The following is a 20,475-nucleotide window of genomic DNA, read 5'->3' on the forward strand; positions in this document are numbered from 1 at the left end:
CACTCTAGATATTGGATTGTGCCCAGAGTTTAAATTTGAGGAAAGTATCTTCAACTGTCCCGATTAATCTTGCCTTTTGTGCATCGGTACCGTTATAGCCGTCCAGGTAATGAACAAGACTATCCCACATGGTTTGGGTATTGCTGCTATATCCCTCAAAGAAGGTTATGGCCTTGGGTAATTCAGGTATTAACAGGTTATCAGTAAGTATCCGGGCTATCGCTTGTCCACCCAGGGCAAATCGTTCCAGTGCATATAAAGCACCCAAAGCCTGGCAGGCATCAGTTATTTCGGGAATTCCGGTACATAAATGTGATGGTTCAACAGGAGATCCGCTAATAACAGCCATATCCTGCAGCAAGAGGGGAGCCTTTCGCCGGTGCTCAAAGCCTACAGAGAAACTGGTATCCAGATGGGCTGCAATATGCTGCTCTAACGGGTAGTAATATCCGTAAAACAATTGCAGCAGACTCATATATTCAGAAGGTGTACTTACTTGTTTAATTCTGGAAATGAATATGTTTTCCAGTTCCTGGTAAAGCGTTTCAGTGCTTTCCCTTATGTATTTAATCATCATCAAATATAGGTTTAGTACTGATGATTAAAATTACGATGAATAAATATGCTGACGGTGTGGAATAATTTCTACGGGAGTTGTACCACTGTGAACCAGTATGTATGAAGCATGCGGGTGAATGCTACCAGGTCTGAAAAATTTGCGGGTTTAATCGAGTAACTGTTCACGCCAAGTTCATAACATTTAGTGATGTCCTTTGCTTCTGTTGAAGTAGTGAGAATAATGATAGGTACCCATTTCAGGTTGATATGTTCTTTGATTTCACGTAGTGCTTCACGCCCGTCTTTACGGGGCATATTCAGGTCAAGTAATATAATATTGGGGAAGGGATATTTTTCTTCATCAGAATACTTACCATGTCTGTTCAGATAATACATTAACTCTTCTCCGTTCTCCACAAAATGTAATTCTGCTTCAGCACCACTTTCTTCAAATGCAACTTTAATCAGTTCCCTGTCATCTGCGTCGTCATCTGCCACGAGTATACATTTCCTGGTACGTTGCACCTTTCTGATCATCCAATTCTAAAATTTAACGGCTAAATTTACTTAAATAATGTCGCAAAATAGCACGTAAGTGTGAAATTGTGCCTTCGCAGTCCCGGGATATAAATCCCAGGACTACTTTGAAGGACTTTACACTTTTAAGAATGATATTATTGAAGTCAAAATCGGGGGTAACAAGTGTTGTTATTTAAGGAAGCTAAGCAAAGCTACCATCCCTGATTTCAAAAAGCAGATCGGATCGGGAAAAAACATTACGCAATAAGGAAATCCCATGTTTAACAGGGGATTGATAATGATTGCTTAACGGAACTTCGCCCTATTCTCTATCATCCCATTAAAAGAAGACGGTCCCATGTGAATAAGCGGACTGGATTCCACATTTCCTGTACGACCGGAAGGATTCCCACTGATATAAGAAAGGGCCGCAGCCAGACAGTTTTCTGAAGGATCTCCGAAATCATGGGTTATATCATCATTGGCAGAGATATCAGGCGTCATACCATGAAAATAATCTCCTTCACCGCTGGAATTCTGCATGGTAAAACTAGACATGTAAACGGTATAGGCATCTATCTTAATACCAAAGAAACCTACCGGTTTCCCATAGGTTTGCTGTCCTACCAGCTTCACAGGCATATAAGGTTTCAAACTGTTGATAGTGAGTTCACTGGCAGATGCCGTGCCCCCGCTTACAATAAATACCACCTGTTTTACAGTTTGCAATGTGCCTTCTTTTTTAAACGTATAAGTGTTTCCGGACACAGAATAATCTATATCAGCATAAGTAGCATTACGCCCCTGGTAAGTAACTGGTTTACCATTTGCATCCAGGTAAAGTTGTTGCTTCAGAATAGGAGCCTTCCCATTCTGCAGTAATGTGTTGAAATACTCTGTGTACATCACCTTTCCGTTCAGGGCGGAAGGCGCTACCAGATTCACCAGGTCTTCTGCCGCCTGGGTGTACCCTCCCCCATTATACCTGAGGTCTATTACCAATGCCGTAACACCTGCTGTTGCAAAAGTGCTGAACACTTCTTTCAATGCCGGTGTAAAACTGGCAGGTGCAGAAAATCTGCTTACGGCCACATATCCTACCTTTTGTGTACCAGCAGTTAATACCGTATCCTTAAATACAGGATTAGTGGTATAATCATGTTGTGTCAATGTTACATTACTTGTTGTTCCATTGCCCTTCTTTACCGAAAGAGTAACAGTCGATTGCGCCAATGCTGCATCAACATATGAAGATGAACTGGACGAGATTGTATTGCCATTTACAGCCAGGATCTGATCTCCTCTTACCAGGCCGGCATCATCGGCTGCGGAAACCGGATTTACATAACGTATCCGGATATCAGAAGCCGATACAGCCGTCAGTGCAAGACCAAAATCATCTCCCTTATCAGCCAGAGATACAGAACCTGAGGTACCGGTAGTGGGACTTCCCTCTTCCATAAAGGAATACTTGGGCCTACCAGGATACCCTGAATACTCATAAGGATTACCGGTGGAAGGGTTAATTTTATATTGGGTGATGAGGAAAAGTTCTTTCTCATAATTACTCAATACATCCCCACCGGTAGCATACTGCCGTGGGTTAAAGGTGGCGTAATCCGGCAAGGCATCATACCAGAGATACATCTCTTTAGCATAGAGAAAAAGGGAATCCAGTGTAAGCTGTTCCCTGCTACCTTCCGCAGGTGTTACAGGAGCATCATCGGTCTTATTGTCTTTCCTGCAAGCCATGAATGTAGAGGCAAGGAAAATTACTAGTATGAGGGAATAAATCGTTTTCACGGGAATGTATTTAAATGAATCTGGAAATTACGATTATTTACCATGTTATTACAGCAGTTAATATGAATATACAAAAAACCCCGGCAATAATACCGGGGTTTCTGGTGTAGTTAACTGTATCTATACGAAGCAGTTGATCTCAACATTAACTAATCTTCTTATAGTTGAAATGTAAATAGTGATAGTTACCCAGGGTACAGTCACATCAACTGGCTGCCTTTACCAACTTGTATTCAACCACAGGTACGCCTCTGGTTCCTCCATCATTTAATCCCATGCTTACAAATTTCAGTTTGTAATAATTACCGGCAGGATCTTTTACAACAAAGAAATAATTGTAGTAAATCCCTGCGGTAGCTGCAGGACTGGTTGCTCTCCAACTGCTGCCAATAGCATCGCGTGTAGAAGAAAATGTAAGTCCCGATAGATTTGCCGCTGCAAAATTGGTATAACTAATAGTTGTAGTATCTACTTTTACTGCCTGTACACCCGCCAGGTTATTAATCACCACAAAGTCTGAGAAGAAATAAGGGAAAGTAGCTGTATAATATGCTGCATAAGACCATGCAAAATCCCACTCAGCTTTCCTGGGTTCAACTGTTACATTCGCTCCGCTTTCAAGTGAATAAAATACAAAGTTGTAATCAGAAGCCTTTGCAATTGTTGCTGTTTTGATAGTTGTTTCAGCAAGTTTGGCGTACTGCAGTGTATAACCTGTGCTGCTGCGTGAAACACGGATTTTGTACCATGTAGTACCATCAGTAGCACTGGCTGTTTCCGGTTTTACCAGGTATACTTTATTATCAGCATCGGTAGCAGATACTTCTGCAATTACTGTTTTAGTTAAATCTCCGAATACATCATCTATCATGCTCAATGTACCCGCACCCTGACCAATAGCAAGGCTCACACCCGCTGTATCTGCAATACCTACCTGTGTGATATCTGTTTTAGTTAGTGCAACAGCACTCATACTACTAAAGCCATTCAGAATAACCCGGTAAGTGGATCCGCTGTAAAAACCGAGTGACCAGCTGGCACGGGCAACATCCGTCTGTTTATCTGCACTCATATCTGCATACACCGTATTGGGAGCGCCCGTACCACCACCGCCTTCCAGTGTTAGTTGCGATCCGTCTGAAGGTGGTATTACAACTGTTGTATCATCATCATTTGAACATGCACTAAATAATGCGGCAGTAGAAAGTACAAGGAAAAGTCTGCTTAATTTCATAAAATCCTCTTTAAAATTATATGTATGTTTAGTGTTTATTTATTCCAGTTAAAACTTAATCCCAGGAAGTAGGAACGGCCATACCACATAGGTTGCAGGCTTCCTTCGCTATGCGCCTGACCGCTGTTCAATGTTGTATTTTTTAAATTGGTTGTATTAAACAGGTTCCGGGCACCTCCATTAACAGTAACATATTTTGTTACTTTTTTTGTGGCAGTTATTTCCGCATTATGAAATGCGGATGTTTTGGCCAGATGAATATATGTGCTGCCATCAACATTCGTCACCTCCTCATATACAGGTCTGGTTCCATTGTATTTATAAGACAAGTTGAGAGTAGCACCTATTCGGGTAAAACGGTAACTGATATTGCTGTTTACTTCCGGAGTCCATACCAGTTGCGGAGTTGGATAACTTTTATCATAAGCAGCATCATCCGCAAAAGCATTATACCGGCCTATATAAGAAAAGCCAAGTCCAGCCTGGATATTTTTCCAGTTAAGCGTACCGTTCAATGTTCCCCCGGTAGTTTTAAATTTATTGATGTTCACATAAGTAGCAGTATCTGAATTTGCAGGATAAGCAATATCTATCCGGTTATTGAACTGGTTATAAAAACCAGTGGCAGTTAATCCGATCCGCAGATTGTTTGTTTGCAATGCCTGCCATGAAAGCGATCCTGTAAAGCTGTTGGAATATTCCGCTTTCAGATCACGGTTTCCTTTAATAGAATGACTGGCATCAAAGAAATAGAAATACAATTCGCGCAAGGCAGGAGCTCTGAAGCCCCTGGCATAAGACAGACGGAGATCCAGATTTTTCGATAATGAAAATTTTGTATTGAGAGATGGTATAACAGGAGGCGCATCATACAAAGAGTTTTTATTAATCCTCACTCCCGGACGAATATTAATACCTGCAACAGGTTTGATCTCTGATGATATAAATACAGAATAATCGTTGATGACCGGTGTGCCTTCTATACGCTGTCCCGTAGAGGCATCGCGCCGGAATTCAATACCGGGCTGAAATGAAACTGCAGAAGATAATGTGTACTGTGCAGTTCCACGAAAGAAAAGCGTATTGAAAGAAGAAACGTCCTGCGCACCATCATCTGTAGAAAGTACTTCAGCACCTGTATCAAGAGACTTGATAGTTGTTCGGGTACGGCGCTGGTATTGCTGGTAAGAGGCCGTGCCATTAAGGCTCAGATCATTATTCAATTGCCATACTGCCTGCGCCTGATGAGTATACCGTTCCGTGAAGTAATGCTGATCAGTAGCTTTTGCATTGTTATAGTTTATATCTCCCCTGCTGATCAGATCTTCGTTCAGGTAATCAAGACGATACCATACTTTAAAGTTGTTTTTACCATAACCAAATGTTGCATTGGTCATTAGTTGCTCTTTAGGTTTCCAGGCTTTTTTACGGCCAGTAAGTGTATCCGCCCATCCTCCAAAATCATTACGGGTAATACCTCCACCAGCAAAAAAACCTTTCTGTGACCAGTTGACATTCAAATTTTCATTATGTAATCCTTTGCCGCTGAAGGCTGCATATTCCTTTCCCACGGTTTCTTCCTGTACCCTTGCCGCTACAGCAAGTGTATTGCCAGTATTCTTTTTGGTGATGATATTAATAACCCCCGCCAGGGCATCTGTACCATACACCACAGACATTGGGCCTTCCACTATTTCAATACGTTCTATTGTGTTGATATCTATCTGTGTAAGACTCTGGCGGGTACTGCCCCTGTCTACCAGCGGTACGCCATCCAGTAATACTTTCACACTGGCACCGGACATGCCCATCAGTTCCACATCTGTTTCTCCAAGTGTGGCATCTGCAGAGAAGCGCACACCCAGCTCATAATCCAGCACACCAAGTACGCTGGTTGCAGCCCGTTGTTGAATATATGCTGCGGTGATAGTCCGGATCTGGTATACGGAATTCTTTAAAGACTGCGGCTTGTATTGTCCTGTTACAACAACATCATGCAGTAGCACGGAATCCATCTTCACGACAGACTGTGCCCATGTATTGCCGGATACAGCAATAGCAAAGATCAGCACACTAACATGTAACTTCATAAGTATAACGCTGTGATATAGTGCATGCGCAGGCGTTACTACTGTGCTGAAAAAGCACGGCAGCAAAGGCTGTCATAGCCTGTGTCAATAAATATTATTTCCGTATTGTACTGACTGTTTCGGAGTTAACAGCTGTTATACAATACAGGATATTGGCGGAGTAAATTGTACATGCAAAGAAAGCATGTTATGAGCAATTGGCTTTATCCAATCAGGAAAATGATTTACGCGAAAGGGAAAAACTATTTAATCAGTTCATAGACTTCCTTCATCAGGAAAGATTCATCCATGGCTTCTTTGAGATCTATCCATTCTTCACGGGTAAAGGTAAAACTGATATCTTTCCAGGGTGCGTGGACAATTACCCGTTCTTCACCATCAGGGAATAACACACAGCAATCATAAAAATTCTGACGGTTCAGCATCTCTCTGAAAAGTTCGAAATCGTCGGGTGTAAAATTTAGCAACAGGTTATTATGCCAGATATGCATGGTCTGGCAATGGGTACAATGACTGATGTGGGTCTGATTTTTAATACACAATGTTCTGATCTCGCACATAAATTTTGTTTTTGTGACTACCTTATTATGATACCCTGCCTTGTTTGCCAGTCAGCTTTTTTCGCTGCTGGCAAATAAGGCAGTATGGCTTTATTCTAACAGGTATTCATGGATAGTGAATACTTTTTTGGGGGAAACAAGCAATGCATGTTTACAACCGGTATATCAAAAGTAATAAGAACAAATGTGTTGAGATATTCGAATCAGGAAAACGATTTTACTATATGGGAAAAAGATTCTGCTGTAGCTTTGGGTCCAGGTGGGCAATGTCGGGGCTGTACCCATTAATTCCATGACGGAATAATTAAGGGTTAACTGAGTATGTATTCTCCTGCTAATTATATAAAACAGGAATATTACTTCCTACAATTGAAAATCAATCAAAGAAGTAATATTCCTAAAATAGTTTTCTTACTTAACAAAACGTTTAACTGATTGCTCACCATTATGGGTAATCACCAGATTATAAACTCCGGAAGGAAGATGAGAAACATCAATACTACCTGTAGTTGAACGGGGTAACAATACCACTTTCCCCAGCATATCCACGATCTGTATTTTTGCTTCAGACAGATTAAATGATGCTTTCACTGTCAGTACATCGTGTACAGGATTAGGATACAGCGTAAGTGATACCGCATTTTTTGCCGGTGTACTCACATTGGCCAGCCAGGCAGCATTCGCTACTTTTGTGATCCTTATCCAGTTAATATTCCAGCCGCCGGTCTGTGAATATACACCCAGATTATAAGTGCCTGCTGTAACAGTTACATTATGAGAGATGGTGGTCCAGTTTTGCCAGCCGCCGGTAGAAGGAATATCCATGTATCCGAGGATAGTACTCCCTGCATTTAAGTCAAGCGATAACCTACCACCGCCACTTAAACTGGACACCCGGTATTCAACCTTATACGTACCGGAAGTAGGGAAATAAATGCTGTTATAAGCCATCCAGTCGCCAGTATCAATAGCACCTACATTCTGTCCGCCATTTGCATCTGTGGTTGTTTCTGTAATAATGCCTGACATAGAGCTATAGTTCTCTGCCTGGATTAATGTGCTGGAACTTCCTACAGGACTAACAATCAGTGAAGATATACTGTCGTTCCATTCATTACCTATCCATGAATTATTTCCTGTTACTGTTATACTACCACCAGAAAAATTATCATTCTTGTAGAAAGTAACCTGGTAACCCGCAGGGATGGTATAGGAAGTAATATCATTATTCTTTATCCCTTTTGCTACCATCGCAGCGGTATTGTAACTACCTTCTGGCAGTCCCCAGTAAGCACCACCATAATTGATATCCTTATAAAAGAATGACTGATCCAGTGTAGCAGCTGCTTCAATCAACATAACTCCACTTAATTGAGTAGCATAATCTGTTGCCCCTGGAGGAACCGTCCAGTTAGTCCCTACCAGCCCTGCACTACTAATACCACTTGTCCTTAGCCTTTCCGCATTAAATCTGATCGCTTCATTATACCGGGCTCTTGTATCTGCAGGAATATTTCCTTCTCTTGCCAGCAGGGAAAAATAACGGACAAATATACCATTGAACAATCCGCCGTCGCCCGTGCCTGTTGCATTCAAAAAGAACATCCCGTTGGTAATTCTGGATGTCATTACATATTCGGCACTTTTAACAGCATCATTCAGATAGGTAATATCCCCGGTTGCTTTATATAATTCCAGACCAGCGCCAATATAAGTACCTACGTTATAAGAAAAAACAGCATAACCAATGTTCCCAGAGATAGTACTATAATTATCCCATACTGCACCGGTAGCAGCATCTACCAGATGAGCCTTTACAAAACTGTAAATATCTTTTGCCCTTTGCAGATTGGCAGCAACACCAGTGGTACGGTATAACCTCACTCCCATGATAACGGCCGGGGTATTGGCACAGGTGTTTTTACATCCCGGGCAAGCCTTATTCCAGTTAATGGCACCATCGGAATACCCGGTTTGTATATCCGTCCACAATTGGTTGGCAACTGTAAGATACTCAGCATCTCCTGTACTCTGATATGCCCGGAGGCTGGCAATGCCCAGCCATTCCATATCATCATAAAAGTGATTGATGTAAGTATTCCCGTTGAAACTTTTAATGCCGTAAAGCAGGGTCTTCATCCGGGTTTTGTAGATATCCTGCCGGGTGCGCTGATATCCATCTACCAATACATCTACACCGTGTGCACACCACCAATAATTAGCTGTTGGAACACCATATGTATTAATAGTACTTGTTTGTAAGTTTTCAGCTACCGGACCGAAAACATTGAGTTGTCCAAAACTGCGCAACTGCAGGAGGACCATGATCATGGTTAATTTGATGAGGGACTTCATGATATTGGGTTTATGATAAAAAAACTAACAAGATGACGTGGAAATGAATCAAATGTACCATCCATCGGGGGCAATTAAAAAAATTAAAAAAATATTTACCCGGCATCAAAGTTTGACCTTTTTGAGATGTCTTTATGATAGGCAACATAAAATGCGCATTTAACAGAAGCCAGAATTAGATCTTTAAAAACCATTTTTTATGAGAAAAACGATAGCTGTAAGCATTTTATCTTGTTCAGTAACAGCGATGCTGGGAATGACAAGTTGCACCAAAGACAACAAAATTGAACAAAAACTGACTTTACCCACAACTGGCATTGTGAAAGTAAATGCTGTAGGGATCTGTGAGTATGATCAGACTGATGCATCTATACTGGCACAAGGTTATACCAAAGTATATGGCGAAGAATTCTCTACTAACCTGAATAACTGGGAAATATGGAACAGTGGCGCTTACAATGAAGAGTTACAAATGTACAAACCAGCTAACGTTACTTTAGCAGATGGTAAATTAGTACTTACCGCTAAAAAGGAAACAGTTACAGGTGCTACAGATCCTGACAATTCTACCAAAAAGACGTTTAACTATACTTCTGGAAGAATTGAAAGCAATCAGTATTTTTCTGCGTCAACAACTACTCCTAAAGTACGTTTTTCTGCACGTATCAAGCTGGCTGCCGGTTACGGCATGTGGCCTGCCTTCTGGACATATGGCGATACCTGGCCTACAAATGGTGAAATCGATATCCTTGAATCCCAGGGCCAGTATCCTAACGTGTATACTACTGACTACTGGTACGGGTCTAAACCTGAAATTCCAGAAGCTATCACTGCAAAAGATGGTGCTATAATTACATCTTCAGTAAATCTTACCACCTGCTATCATGTATATGAAGCAATCTGGCAGAAAGATACACTCACCTTCTTACTGGACGGTAAAGTAGTGAATACCAAATATAAAAATGATACTACCGGTGGTGGTGGATTTATTCCAAGCTTTTTCGGGAAGAAACAGCGTATAGCATTGAATGCGGCTGTAGGTGGGGCTAACTTCAGCAATCTGGATCCTTCCAAGATTGTAGTTGGAACTACTTATGTTGACTGGGTAAGAGTTTATACTTCTAAATAATCAAAGATACTTTAATAGTTCATGTTAAGGTTAAGGTAGACAAGGCTCGCTCCGTGGTTGGAGCGAGCCTCTTATTTTTTATAACTTCGCTGTTAACGTACGCCAGTCCTCCAGTTCAGGAGATCCCGGTTTACGCTTTCCGAAAAATTGTACAATCATTTCTCCTGTTGCATCAAAAACTTCTACTGAAGTTATCACTCCATCTGCAGAAGGTTTTTCCACTACCCAACATTGGGCAATACCATCTGTTTTTAAATGCAGATTAAAATCAGGATCCATCACATTTATCCAGGAAGGAATTTCAAGAATCTTCTGCACCGGGCCAGTATGAATTTCAATATTACCGGGATTGCCTACAAATACCATGATCTCTAATCCACTCTGAGCAGCATCTTGCAGAATAGTTTTTACACAATCATTTTCAACACGACGGGCAAACTTGCCGGCAGCAATCTCCAATGCATGTACGCGGGATAATTTATACTTCATCAGTAAAGGGAAGAAGTCATGTGTATCCTGCAACACAGACCACTCCTGAAGGAAAGCAGCCGTATCTGCTTCCTGAGCAAACACCTTTGGTTCCGGTGCCGGGCTTACTGTAATAACATTCAGTTGTTCAGCTGTCACAAAATCCCGTTCTAATTGATCCCATGCAGCCAGGTTTGTCAGATCTGTCGGATATATTTTAACAATTGCAGTTCCTTGTGCATCGAAGATCTGCCAGGATCTTTTGAAACCGGTAGCGGCATCATCTCCAACAGAAAAACCAAATTTCCAACGGGAAAAGAACATCCGCAGATCAATATCTTTACCTAATACTGTACCTACATGTTTATTCTCAGTATTGATCATTTCGAATACCCCTTTCCGCTCTATCACACAATTTTCATTGCGGGTAAGCACCATTACTTTTCCGAGCTCCGGCATACGCTGAACGAATGCAGGAAATTCATTTCTGATATGCTTTACAGCTGATCCTGTGCAGGCAGCCACCAGTTCACCTTCGCTCACCTTTAGCTGATTCGCCGCATCACGTATTCTTGTTTTAGGGTTTTGTTCCCTGAAGGCGATCCATCGATCTTTTAATGTTTGTGTTGCAGTTGCGTTCATGTTTACAATTCATTTATTGCCATAGCGGCTGGTGATTGAAATATCCCGGCGGCAGCGGCGGTAACTACCAGCGGATAATTGCAGTGTGGATGTTGCAACACAGCAACATCCACACCAAAACAATGTTTTATGTGTTGTGGAGTAAATACAGTTGCTACTGTACCATTGGCATACATTGTTCCATCCTTCAATAAAAAAAGGCGATGGGCATATGCAGCGGCCAGTTGAAAATCATGCAATACAGCTATTACCAGTACGCCCTGTGCCGCCAGTGTGGCTGCTAGTTGCAGGGATAACTGCTGATGAAGAATATCCATTCCCGTTACTGGTTCATCCAGCAATAACATTTTTTTACCTGCGTAATCTTTTGCATAAAGATCCGGTGCTTCCAGCAACTGTGCCAGCACACGCGCCATCTGTACACGCTGTTTTTGTCCGCCGGATAAAGTAGGATAAGTACGATGTCGCAGGTTATATACCTGCATGGTCTTTAATGCACAGGAAACGATCTCCCGATCAAGAGTTGATAAATGGGAGTCATAAACATAACGTCCCATGTTCACCACATCTATTACGGGAAATGATTGATTCAAGGTAAGCTGCTGAGACAGCACCGCTCGTTTACGAGCCTGTTCTGCCACTGATATATTACGCAGTTCACTGCCAGCAAGGGTCACACTACCTCCGTATTGCAGATACTCTCCTGCAATCACTTTGAGCAGGGAGGATTTACCTGCTCCATTGGCCCCCATGATCACACAAAGCTCTCCTGCACAGGCATTCAGGCTTACCTTGTCCAGTATAGTGGATTTTCCCAATGTGAGCGATAGATCTTTTACATGCAGCATTATGCTAAGATTGTTCGTTTTTCTTTTAAGATCAGCCAGATGAAAAAAGGCGCACCTATAATAGCGGTGATAATGCCCACCGGTAATTCTGCAGGGGCCACTATAGTGCGACACAACAGGTCTGCAACAGAGAGCAGTACGGCGCCCGACAAAGCGGCTCCAGGTACCAGCATCCGGTAATCCGGACCTGTGAACTGCCGTACAATATGTGGTACTATTAACCCGATAAAACCGATGATCCCCGCCACTGCAACTCCTGCCGCTACGGCCATTGTAGCCAGGATGATCAGCTGTATTTTCAACCGTTGTACTTTCACTCCGCTGTGCATAGCTTCCCGCTCTCCCAGTGATAACAGGTTTAGGGCGGGCGCCAGGCGTGGCAGTAAAATCAGAGGAATAACGATGAATGGTAATACCCCCAGAACGGTTTGCCAGCTGGCTCCTCCCAGGCTACCCAGCGACCAGAAAGTAATGCTGCGCAGTTGTTCATTATTCGCCATATAAGTCATCAGTCCCGTTACAGATTCACATAATGCCCTGACTGCGATACCTGCCAGTAGCATAGTAGATATGGCTGCCTGGCCGCCGGTACGGGCAATACGGAAAATGAACAACGTAGTAATGACAGCTCCGGCAAAGGCTGCCAGGTTCAATGCATAAAAATTCAAAGCGGGAAAGTCATGAAATACGGGCAATGCATTCTGTACAATAATCATCACCACAGCCGCCATCGAAGCACCTGAACTGATGCCTATCAATCCCGGGTCGGCCAGCGGATTGCGGAAGAGGCCCTGTAATGCAGCCCCCGCCACTCCCAGGCCAGCGCCAATAAGTACTCCCAATACCACACGAGGCAAACGGATCATCCATAATACGCCGGCCATATTCTCCTCATATGCTACCGGCAAATGAATACCAGCGCGTTCCAATAAGATAGCAATTACCTGTAAAGGTGACATATGCATGGCTCCGGTTCCTGTAGCAATCAGGATAACCAGCACCAACAGGATACTCAAAAAAGTAATACTCAGACTTTTAATCACGCTTCTGCCTTCAGTTTCTCAGATAATTCCTTTACGGCCTGGATTACCCTGGGTCCAAAACCTGTGAGTAATTGTCCGTCCATCACGATCACTTTCTTTTCTTTTCCGGCAGTGGTTTGCGGAACGCCCTGCACTTTCAGCAAACCATCTACCCCACCCATACTTTTCAGTCCTTCATCAAACATCAGGATCACATCCGGGTTGGCTGTTACCAGTGCTTCCGGCGTAAGTGGTTTAAAATCACTGAAACCGGTAGCAGCATTCTGTGCACCTGCCAGACTGATGATCTTATCCAATGGAGTTTCTTTACCGGCTACCATCATGGTGCCAGCTCCACGGGCATATATAAACAACACTTTCTTGCCTTTTGCAACAATATGCAGTTCCTTTTGTTCTTTATCAAGTTGTTTACACAGCGCAATTCCTTTTGCAGGCACCTGTAATGCAGCGGCCACTTCGGTGATTAACTTTTTGGTGCCTTCCACAGAAAATTCCTGTTTCAACAACACTGTTTTCACACCCACATTTTTAAATTGTTCAATAACTGTTGGCTGAATGAAATTATCTGTTGCCAGTATCAGATCCGGTTGTAAGGCCAGTACCGGTTCAGCAGAAATATTACGGTTATGCCCTACTTTAGGAACCTTTTGCATAGTTACCGGGTAAGTACTGGTCACATCCGTACCTACCAGTGTTTTTTCAAAGCCCAGGGCACAAACAATTTCTGTTATAGCGCCATTGAGCGATACTATACGTTTTTGAGCATGCACACTGGCCGATTGCAGAAAGCCTGCAATAAATAATATAATCAGGGAACGTTTCATTATTAATGTGGTATTGAAAGAATGATAAAAATAATGGCTGACCCTACCCGGGGTTTGGGTCAACCATCGCTTACCGGGAGCACTTTACTCCGCCATGCTCCGGCAAGTATCTTAATAAGGTAACAAAAGGTCATAAAGTGCAGCAATGGCACATAAAAATCCCTTACGGAACTTTATGACATTCCGGTGTACGTGTTGAGTTGTAAATAAATGGATCAGTTATCTCATAGAGGTATGCGGATCATACCCTGCAAGCTACTGACAGGTGTGGCGGAGTAATTGAGTGATGCGAAGCTACGTCATAGAAGTGTAAAGTATTGATCAAATCGGGAAATTTTCATGACAATCTTTACGCAAAACGAAATATTCAAATTTCTCAATATTTATGGATTTTCTCAAATTCCACTTTTTATCCTGTGGTTTAAACCAAATACTTTTAAGGATTGTTAACTAATAAAGCCACCTATCATTTGAATAAAAAACATCTGCCCATGGATTGGGATGAATTACTAAATCCACTATCGCCACTTTATCAGGATGCGATGCGCGAGCAACAAAGACTGGTCAACCTGCAGGATGGATTGATTACCGCTACCAAGCGATTGGTTTCTTCTATATACCCACAGATTTATCACCTCGAATCTGCCGGGTATACGGAATTAGATACTACTATTATTGCAGAATGTGTGAAGCTGTCGTGTAGACTAAATGAGATTATTGCGAAACATTATGTTGAAGAGTGAACTGGATTATTCTATATTAAAGTTGAGTACCGTTGCATTTATACCAGCTACAATACCATACCCATTCTGCACATTAGAGTAGATATTTACCGGATTTAACACAAAATCAATATCATCATCCTGCCACTGATCATTAGCAGCAAGCAGATATTTGTACGCCCCTTTTGTTAAACCACATACTTCTATAATGAGATGTGGTGAAACTGATATATCCTTTTCTGTTTGCATAATAAAGATCGCCTCTTTTCCATTCAGCAATACATCTGAAATAATGATATCGCTATAATAAGCGTCTCCTATTATATCGATAAAACTATTCGTAAATGAAGGATCGGGACGACACTTTATTGTATCTTTTTTATTTTTCACCAGTTCTCCATTGATGCTGTCTGCTTTATAAAAACGGATTCGGTAATAATTAGTTTCAGCAGCATTATCAATTAATGTGAAACGGATACGATTAGTATTAGCTTGTGCATGCACATCTTTTATTACCGGACGTGCGGGTGTACTGTCTATAGCAGTAACACTATCCAATCCTTTATACGTTACGCCAATAGTATATTTTTTCCCCTTTAGGGCAACGCTCTCCGATACGTAATAACCATGGCCATTAATCACCTGCCAGTGTGGTGCAGGTAATGCGACTCCATCTTCTTCCAACGTTACAGCAGCACCCTTTAATTCAGGGAATTGCAGATTTCCAGATTCGCGGACCGGCTTGCTCAGCGTAGCACGGATATAAATCAGGCTATCCGGCTGGATCAGACTGTTGAGCACGATTTTATCTCCCTCGTAAGGAATATTAATTTTAGATTCCTTTTGACAACCTGCACATAACAGGATCAGCAATACAACATAAACTAAGTATGTACGTACCATTATTCTAAAATTTTAGAGAGTAAGTTACACTTGGTAAAAGCGGTAACAGACTTATCTCTGAAAGATAACGTTCCTGCTTTGCCCTGTCTGTTACGATACTATAGAACTGAGGATTTCTTTGATTGTAGGCGTTATATAAACTAAAAGTCCAGCTCTTCACCCAATACTTTTTCTTTTTTGTATAAGTAGCACTCAGATCCAGACGGTGCTGATTCCTGCCGCGAAACTGATTACGATTACTTACACGATCCAGAATAGGGACATTTGACGGAGTATCCCACGGCGATGGATTATTGATCCCTTCATAACTGGCTACCGGTAATGTTAATGGCAAACCAGAAGTATATTCCCAGCTGGCAGACATTTCCCAGCATTTACCCAACCGTTGTATAATCACGATTTCCACATCATGACGACGATCATATTTATAAGGAAACGGTTTGCCTTTATTTACTTTTTTGAATTGCCTGTCCGACCAAGCCAGTGTATACCCTATCCATCCTCTTGTAGTTCCGGTCTTCTTTTCCAGTAATACTTCACCGCCATAACTCCGACCAATACCTGTTACTACCTGTTCATCCCAATTTGTATTACCTGTACTAAAAAGAGCTGCATTTTCTTTGTACTCAATCACATTATCCATGGTCTTATAATAAGTCTCTACAGAATACGCAAACATATTATTCCTGCTCATTTTACTAACTCCCAGGGATACCTGACGGGAAAACATAGGGTTTACCCTACTTGTAGAAGGTACCCACAAATCTGTAGGCAAACTGGTACCACCATCAGTCAGCAGATGCAGGTATTGATTCATATGTGTGTAAGACATTTTCAGTGCCCAGTTATGCGGTAATTTATACCTCACTCCCAACCTGGGCTGAATGGAATTATACCAGACTTTATCTATTAAGAATCCTGAAATATGCAGGCCGGCATTCAGATGCAGTGATGATGAGATATCCCAGTCATCTTCTCCATATAAAGCAACTTCTGCCCCCCACGTAGCTTTCTTATTGTAAGCAGTATCTATAGGTGGCCGTTCATTATAATAATTTTTCAGGATAGATACACCAGGATTAAAAATGTGGGAGATTCCACTCATTCCAAATTTAACAGTGTGCTGAGGATTGGGACGATATTCAAAATCAAGTTTTGCTAATCCATCTCTGATCTTTGAATAATACTTCCCATACAAATGGGATGCATCAGCAATACGAACTGAATTATAATTATAACTGAAATCAGTGGAAAAAGAATAGCGGGAAAAATTTAATGTAACATTGGCAAATAACTGTGGATTAAATATATGGTTCCATCGTAAAGTAGCGGCAACATTTCCCCATCCCATACGCGTAAGCTCATTCTCTTTATAATAATCGGAGCCATCAGAATAAGCAACACTTTTCTCGCTCTTCACTGAAAAGTGATCATCACCTATATATCCACTGAAATAAATACGGTTTTCAGGAGAAAAAATATGATTGATTTTTACATTAGCATCATAGAAATAAACAGATGCGGAGTTTCCCGTATTATTATCATCATCGCTGTTAATATCAAGCTCATTGATCAGCAGATCTGTATAAGAACGTCGTGCAGATACGAGGAACGATGTTTTATTTTTTACGATAGGGCCTTCTACCATAAACTTGGCAGCAATCAGGCCTATCGCAGCTTCACCATGATAGTGCTGCATGTCTCCGTCTTTCATGGAAACATCTACAATAGAAGATAACCGTCCGCCATAGCGTGCAGGAAAAGCACCTTTATAAAAATCTGTATTCTTCACAATATCAGGATTGAATACTGAAAAAATACCCAGTAAATGAGAGGCATTAAATACCGGCGTTCCATCAAGCAGAATAAGATTCTGATCAGGGCTGCCACCTCTTACATTCAAAGAACCTCCACCATCCATCCCTCCTGATACTCCTGGCTGTGCTGCAAGGGTTCGCATCAGATCAGCTTCACCCAACAGCCGTGGCATTGATTTTACATCTGCCATCGAAACATTGAGCCGGCTCATCTGCATTTGTGTGGCCTGATGATTAAGGTATGATTCTGATACCACTACTTCCTGTAAACTGTTCAATGGCTGCAATGGAACAATCACCTGTTTCTTGCTGATTCCTGTAACCGGCAACCGTACAGGCGTATAGCCAATGTATGTTACCTGCAGACTGCTGGTATCTTTCGGTAGGGTAAGACTGAAAAAACCGTACTGATTGGTGATGGTACCTGTTTGTTGTGCAGGCGAATAAATAGTAGCGCCTATCAGTCTTTCGCCGGTGCGTAAATCCTGTACATAACCACTCACTGTATACTGTGCATCCTTTTTAACAGTGAGCACAATCTGCTCTCCTATACGGGCAAAACGAATATTGTAGGGGGAAAAAAGATCCTCCAGTAATTTCTTCAGGGGCTTGTCATGTACATTCAACGTTATCCTTCGCGAGAGGTTAACAATATCCCTGCTATAGGAAAAATGAATATTATACTGCTGCTCAAGTAATTCACATACTGCCAGCAACGGTTGATCATGAATTGAGACAGTTACTTTTGTTTGCCAGTCCCACCCAAACACCTGCCCGGGAATGCATATCATTAACATTCCCAACAGTACTTTTCCCATCAGCGACATACTTTATTTTTATTCTTCATGCTACTTTAATTCAATTCCTGTTGTATGCTGTACAACAGGAATACTTAATCATATAGGTAATTACTTCCAGTACATTTCAAACCAGTTCTCCCATAAAAGTGGACGGTTACCTCCTACCCAGTACAGTTGCACAATAAACGGATGAACAGCGCCTGGGGTTACATCAAACATTGCTTTTCCTTCCAGTTTTACCTTATGGTGACGACTTCCAATACCTTCAGATATAATTCGGCAGCCATCAACCAGGTCAGCATGGTTATGAGTGCAAAAATAATACTCCGGCGTAAAGATCAATACCTTAATCAATAATAAAAGTTACTATTTTATGCATGTGGCAACAGGTAACGCTTTTTTTCATACCCCCAAACGTTCTGTATATTATCTTTGTGCCCGCATGTACAATCTTATCAAAAAAATATTGTTCCGCTTCCCGCCGGAACAAATTCACTACCAGGTAATGAAAGGACTGCAGGTGTTACATCATCTGCCGATGGGGAAAAAGCTCGTGCACACTTTTTGTATGCCGGCAAATAAAAGACTGGAAAGACAACTATGGGGACTAACATTTAAAAACCCTGTAGGACTGGCGGCGGGCTTCGACAAAGATGCTAAATACACTGACGAACTGGCCAGCCTGGGATTCGGATTTGTGGAAATTGGAACGGTTACACCAATTGCTCAACCGGGGAACGATCAGCCCCGCTTATTCCGTCTTCCGGCAGATAAAGCCCTCATTAACAGGATGGGCTTTAATAACGGGGGGGCTGTGGCTGCAGCTAAACGACTGCAAAAACGACGGTCGGATATTATCATAGGCGGTAATATTGGCAAGAACAAACTTACACCTAACGATGAAGCGATCAGCGATTACGAAAAATGCTTCCATTCCCTATTTGATGTGGTAGACTACTTCGTTGTAAATGTAAGCTCTCCCAATACACCCAACCTGCGGGCATTACAGGAAAAAGAACCATTGAAACAATTGTTGCATCATCTGCAAACATTGAATTCTCTTAAGTCCAAACCTAAACCTATCCTGCTGAAAATAGCACCGGATCTTACCAACAGTCAGCTGGATGATATCATAGAGATAATCCAGGAAACTAAACTGGCTGGTATTGTAGCCACCAATACCACCATCAGCCGGGAAGGTTTGAAAACACCTGAAAGTGAAGTGACAGCTATCGGTGCCGGCGGATTAAGTGGCCTGCCTGTAAAGGAAAGGGCAACGGAAGTAATTCGCTACATTCATCAGCATACCGGTGGCAATGTTCCTATCATCGCCGTAGGCGGCATCTTCACAGCTGCAGATGCACAGGAAAAACTGGATGCGGGCGCATCACTGGTACAGGTGTATACCGGCTTTATATATGAAGGCCCTACTATTGTGAAGAAGATCTGTGAAGGACTTAAATAACATTTATTGCATTCATCATAGTACACGCTACTACCCCGGCTGTTTCCGTACGCAGCCGGGTATTTCCCAGTGATACCGGCCGGAAACCCTGTTGCAGGGCGCCTGTAATTTCCTCCGGCGTAAAATCACCTTCTGGGCCTATCAACATTAATGTATCTTTTCCTGCCTGCATGGCCTGCCACAAATGGGCCTTTTCTTCCGGTAAACAATGTGCTATAAATAACTGGCTGGCGCCGGGTTGCTGAATCAGTTTATCAAAAGTGGCAGGTGCCGCCAGTTCAGGTAAATAGTATTGTTGCGATTGCAGCATGGCTGCTACCAGGATATTCTCAAAGCGATCTGCCCGGAATTTTTCCTTTTCCGTACGCTGACTGATCAATGGAATCACTGTCTGCACCCCTATCTCCGTTGCCTTTTCCAGGAACCACTCTATACGTGATGTATTTTTGGTAAAAGAAATGGCAATACGTACCGGATTTGTTACCGGCGGGATTAACGTATACAGCGTAATCTTCAGTACACATTTCTTCCTGTTATCATCTGTAATCACTGCTGTATAACGGCCACCACGACCGTCTGTAAGCAATACTTCTTCTCCGGCGGTATGCCGTAATACCTGGATGCAATATTTGGATGTTGGCTCATCCATTGTATAGGTGCCTGCCTGCGGAGAAATATCTTTTGCGTAAAACATA

At 42.2% G+C, this 20,475-nt stretch carries 18 protein-coding genes; 3 read left to right on the plus strand and 15 right to left on the minus strand.

Annotation, left to right across the window (positions count from 1 at the left end; translation table 11 throughout):
- Window positions 1–4: 4 nt before the first annotated feature.
- The 7 genes from BM176_RS04525 to BM176_RS04555 all read right to left on the minus strand — a co-directional run bounded on the left by BM176_RS04525 (window position 5) and on the right by BM176_RS04555 (window position 9,119).
- Window positions 5–577, minus strand: a complete 573-nt coding sequence (locus BM176_RS04525; protein ID WP_090099972.1) for a biliverdin-producing heme oxygenase — start codon at window positions 575–577, stop codon at window positions 5–7.
- Between the two features lie 68 nt (window positions 578–645).
- Window positions 646–1,095: a response regulator gene (locus tag BM176_RS04530; RefSeq protein ID WP_090099974.1), complete on the minus strand. Its 450-nt coding sequence runs from the start codon at window positions 1,093–1,095 to the stop codon at window positions 646–648.
- A gap of 288 nt (window positions 1,096–1,383) precedes the next feature.
- Window positions 1,384–2,880 carry a S41 family peptidase gene (locus BM176_RS04535; protein ID WP_143097707.1) on the minus strand — a complete coding sequence of 499 codons (1,497 nt, stop codon included), beginning with the start codon at window positions 2,878–2,880 and terminating at the stop codon, window positions 1,384–1,386.
- A 205-nt stretch (window positions 2,881–3,085) separates the two neighbouring features.
- The gene (locus BM176_RS04540; RefSeq protein WP_090099977.1) at window positions 3,086–4,114 is read right to left on the minus strand and encodes an HmuY family protein; all 1,029 of its coding nucleotides are present in this window, start codon (window positions 4,112–4,114) and stop codon (window positions 3,086–3,088) included.
- Window positions 4,115–4,149: 35 nt separating this feature from the next.
- Window positions 4,150–6,204 (minus strand): TonB-dependent receptor plug domain-containing protein, encoded by a 2,055-nt coding sequence (locus tag BM176_RS04545; RefSeq protein ID WP_090099979.1) that lies wholly within the window; start codon window positions 6,202–6,204, stop codon window positions 4,150–4,152.
- Between the two features lie 242 nt (window positions 6,205–6,446).
- The gene (locus BM176_RS04550; RefSeq protein ID WP_218162145.1) at window positions 6,447–6,764 is read right to left on the minus strand and encodes a DUF6686 family protein; all 318 of its coding nucleotides are present in this window, start codon (window positions 6,762–6,764) and stop codon (window positions 6,447–6,449) included.
- 411 nt (window positions 6,765–7,175) lie between these two features.
- Window positions 7,176–9,119 carry a glycoside hydrolase family 76 protein gene (locus BM176_RS04555; protein ID WP_090099983.1) on the minus strand — a complete coding sequence of 648 codons (1,944 nt, stop codon included), beginning with the start codon at window positions 9,117–9,119 and terminating at the stop codon, window positions 7,176–7,178.
- Window positions 9,120–9,318: 199 nt separating this feature from the next.
- Here BM176_RS04555 and BM176_RS04560 point away from each other — a divergent pair, with 199 nt between their 5' ends.
- A complete protein-coding gene (locus BM176_RS04560; protein ID WP_090099985.1) occupies window positions 9,319–10,248 on the plus strand; it encodes a glycoside hydrolase family 16 protein in 930 nt (309 codons plus the stop codon).
- A gap of 78 nt (window positions 10,249–10,326) precedes the next feature.
- Here BM176_RS04560 and BM176_RS04565 read toward each other — a convergent pair whose 3' ends face one another.
- Genes BM176_RS04565 through BM176_RS04580 form a run of 4 tightly spaced genes read right to left on the minus strand, consistent with a single transcriptional unit; the run spans window position 10,327 to window position 14,073 of the window.
- Window positions 10,327–11,358, minus strand: coding sequence for a hemin-degrading factor (locus BM176_RS04565; protein ID WP_090099987.1), 1,032 nt, complete (start codon window positions 11,356–11,358; stop codon window positions 10,327–10,329).
- 2 nt (window positions 11,359–11,360) lie between these two features.
- On the minus strand, window positions 11,361–12,206 hold the full coding sequence (locus BM176_RS04570; RefSeq protein ID WP_090099990.1) for a heme ABC transporter ATP-binding protein: 846 nt from the start codon (window positions 12,204–12,206) through the stop codon (window positions 11,361–11,363).
- Entirely contained in the window at window positions 12,206–13,249 is a 1,044-nt protein-coding gene (locus BM176_RS04575; protein WP_090099993.1) for a FecCD family ABC transporter permease, read from the minus strand. Before BM176_RS04575 ends, BM176_RS04570 begins: the two co-directional genes overlap by 1 nt.
- Window positions 13,246–14,073 carry a heme/hemin ABC transporter substrate-binding protein gene (locus BM176_RS04580; RefSeq protein WP_090099995.1) on the minus strand — a complete coding sequence of 276 codons (828 nt, stop codon included), beginning with the start codon at window positions 14,071–14,073 and terminating at the stop codon, window positions 13,246–13,248. The genes BM176_RS04575 and BM176_RS04580 overlap by 4 nt, the downstream gene beginning before the upstream one ends.
- Before the next feature lie 491 nt (window positions 14,074–14,564).
- Between BM176_RS04580 and BM176_RS04585 the strand changes: the two genes are divergently transcribed.
- Window positions 14,565–14,816: a hypothetical protein gene (locus BM176_RS04585; protein ID WP_090099997.1), complete on the plus strand. Its 252-nt coding sequence runs from the start codon at window positions 14,565–14,567 to the stop codon at window positions 14,814–14,816.
- A gap of 6 nt (window positions 14,817–14,822) precedes the next feature.
- Here BM176_RS04585 and BM176_RS04590 read toward each other — a convergent pair whose 3' ends face one another.
- From BM176_RS04590 to BM176_RS04600, 3 genes are all read right to left on the minus strand, one after another.
- Entirely contained in the window at window positions 14,823–15,698 is an 876-nt protein-coding gene (locus BM176_RS04590; RefSeq protein WP_090099999.1) for a DUF4249 domain-containing protein, read from the minus strand.
- 4 nt (window positions 15,699–15,702) lie between these two features.
- Entirely contained in the window at window positions 15,703–18,333 is a 2,631-nt protein-coding gene (locus BM176_RS04595) for a TonB-dependent receptor (RefSeq protein ID WP_177230295.1), read from the minus strand.
- 90 nt (window positions 18,334–18,423) lie between these two features.
- The gene (locus tag BM176_RS04600; RefSeq protein ID WP_090100004.1) at window positions 18,424–18,669 is read right to left on the minus strand and encodes a hypothetical protein; all 246 of its coding nucleotides are present in this window, start codon (window positions 18,667–18,669) and stop codon (window positions 18,424–18,426) included.
- A gap of 19 nt (window positions 18,670–18,688) precedes the next feature.
- Between BM176_RS04600 and BM176_RS04605 the strand changes: the two genes are divergently transcribed.
- Window positions 18,689–19,780: a quinone-dependent dihydroorotate dehydrogenase gene (locus BM176_RS04605; protein WP_255373435.1), complete on the plus strand. Its 1,092-nt coding sequence runs from the start codon at window positions 18,689–18,691 to the stop codon at window positions 19,778–19,780.
- Here the strand turns inward: BM176_RS04605 and BM176_RS04610 are convergent.
- A complete protein-coding gene (locus BM176_RS04610; protein ID WP_090100006.1) occupies window positions 19,773–20,474 on the minus strand; it encodes an RsmE family RNA methyltransferase in 702 nt (233 codons plus the stop codon). The genes BM176_RS04605 and BM176_RS04610 overlap by 8 nt on opposite strands.
- Window position 20,475: the final 1 nt, after the last annotated feature.

Origin of the sequence: Chitinophaga sp. CF118, from assembly GCF_900112615.1 — a bacterium.
Classification (GTDB): Bacteria; Bacteroidota; Bacteroidia; order Chitinophagales; family Chitinophagaceae; genus Chitinophaga.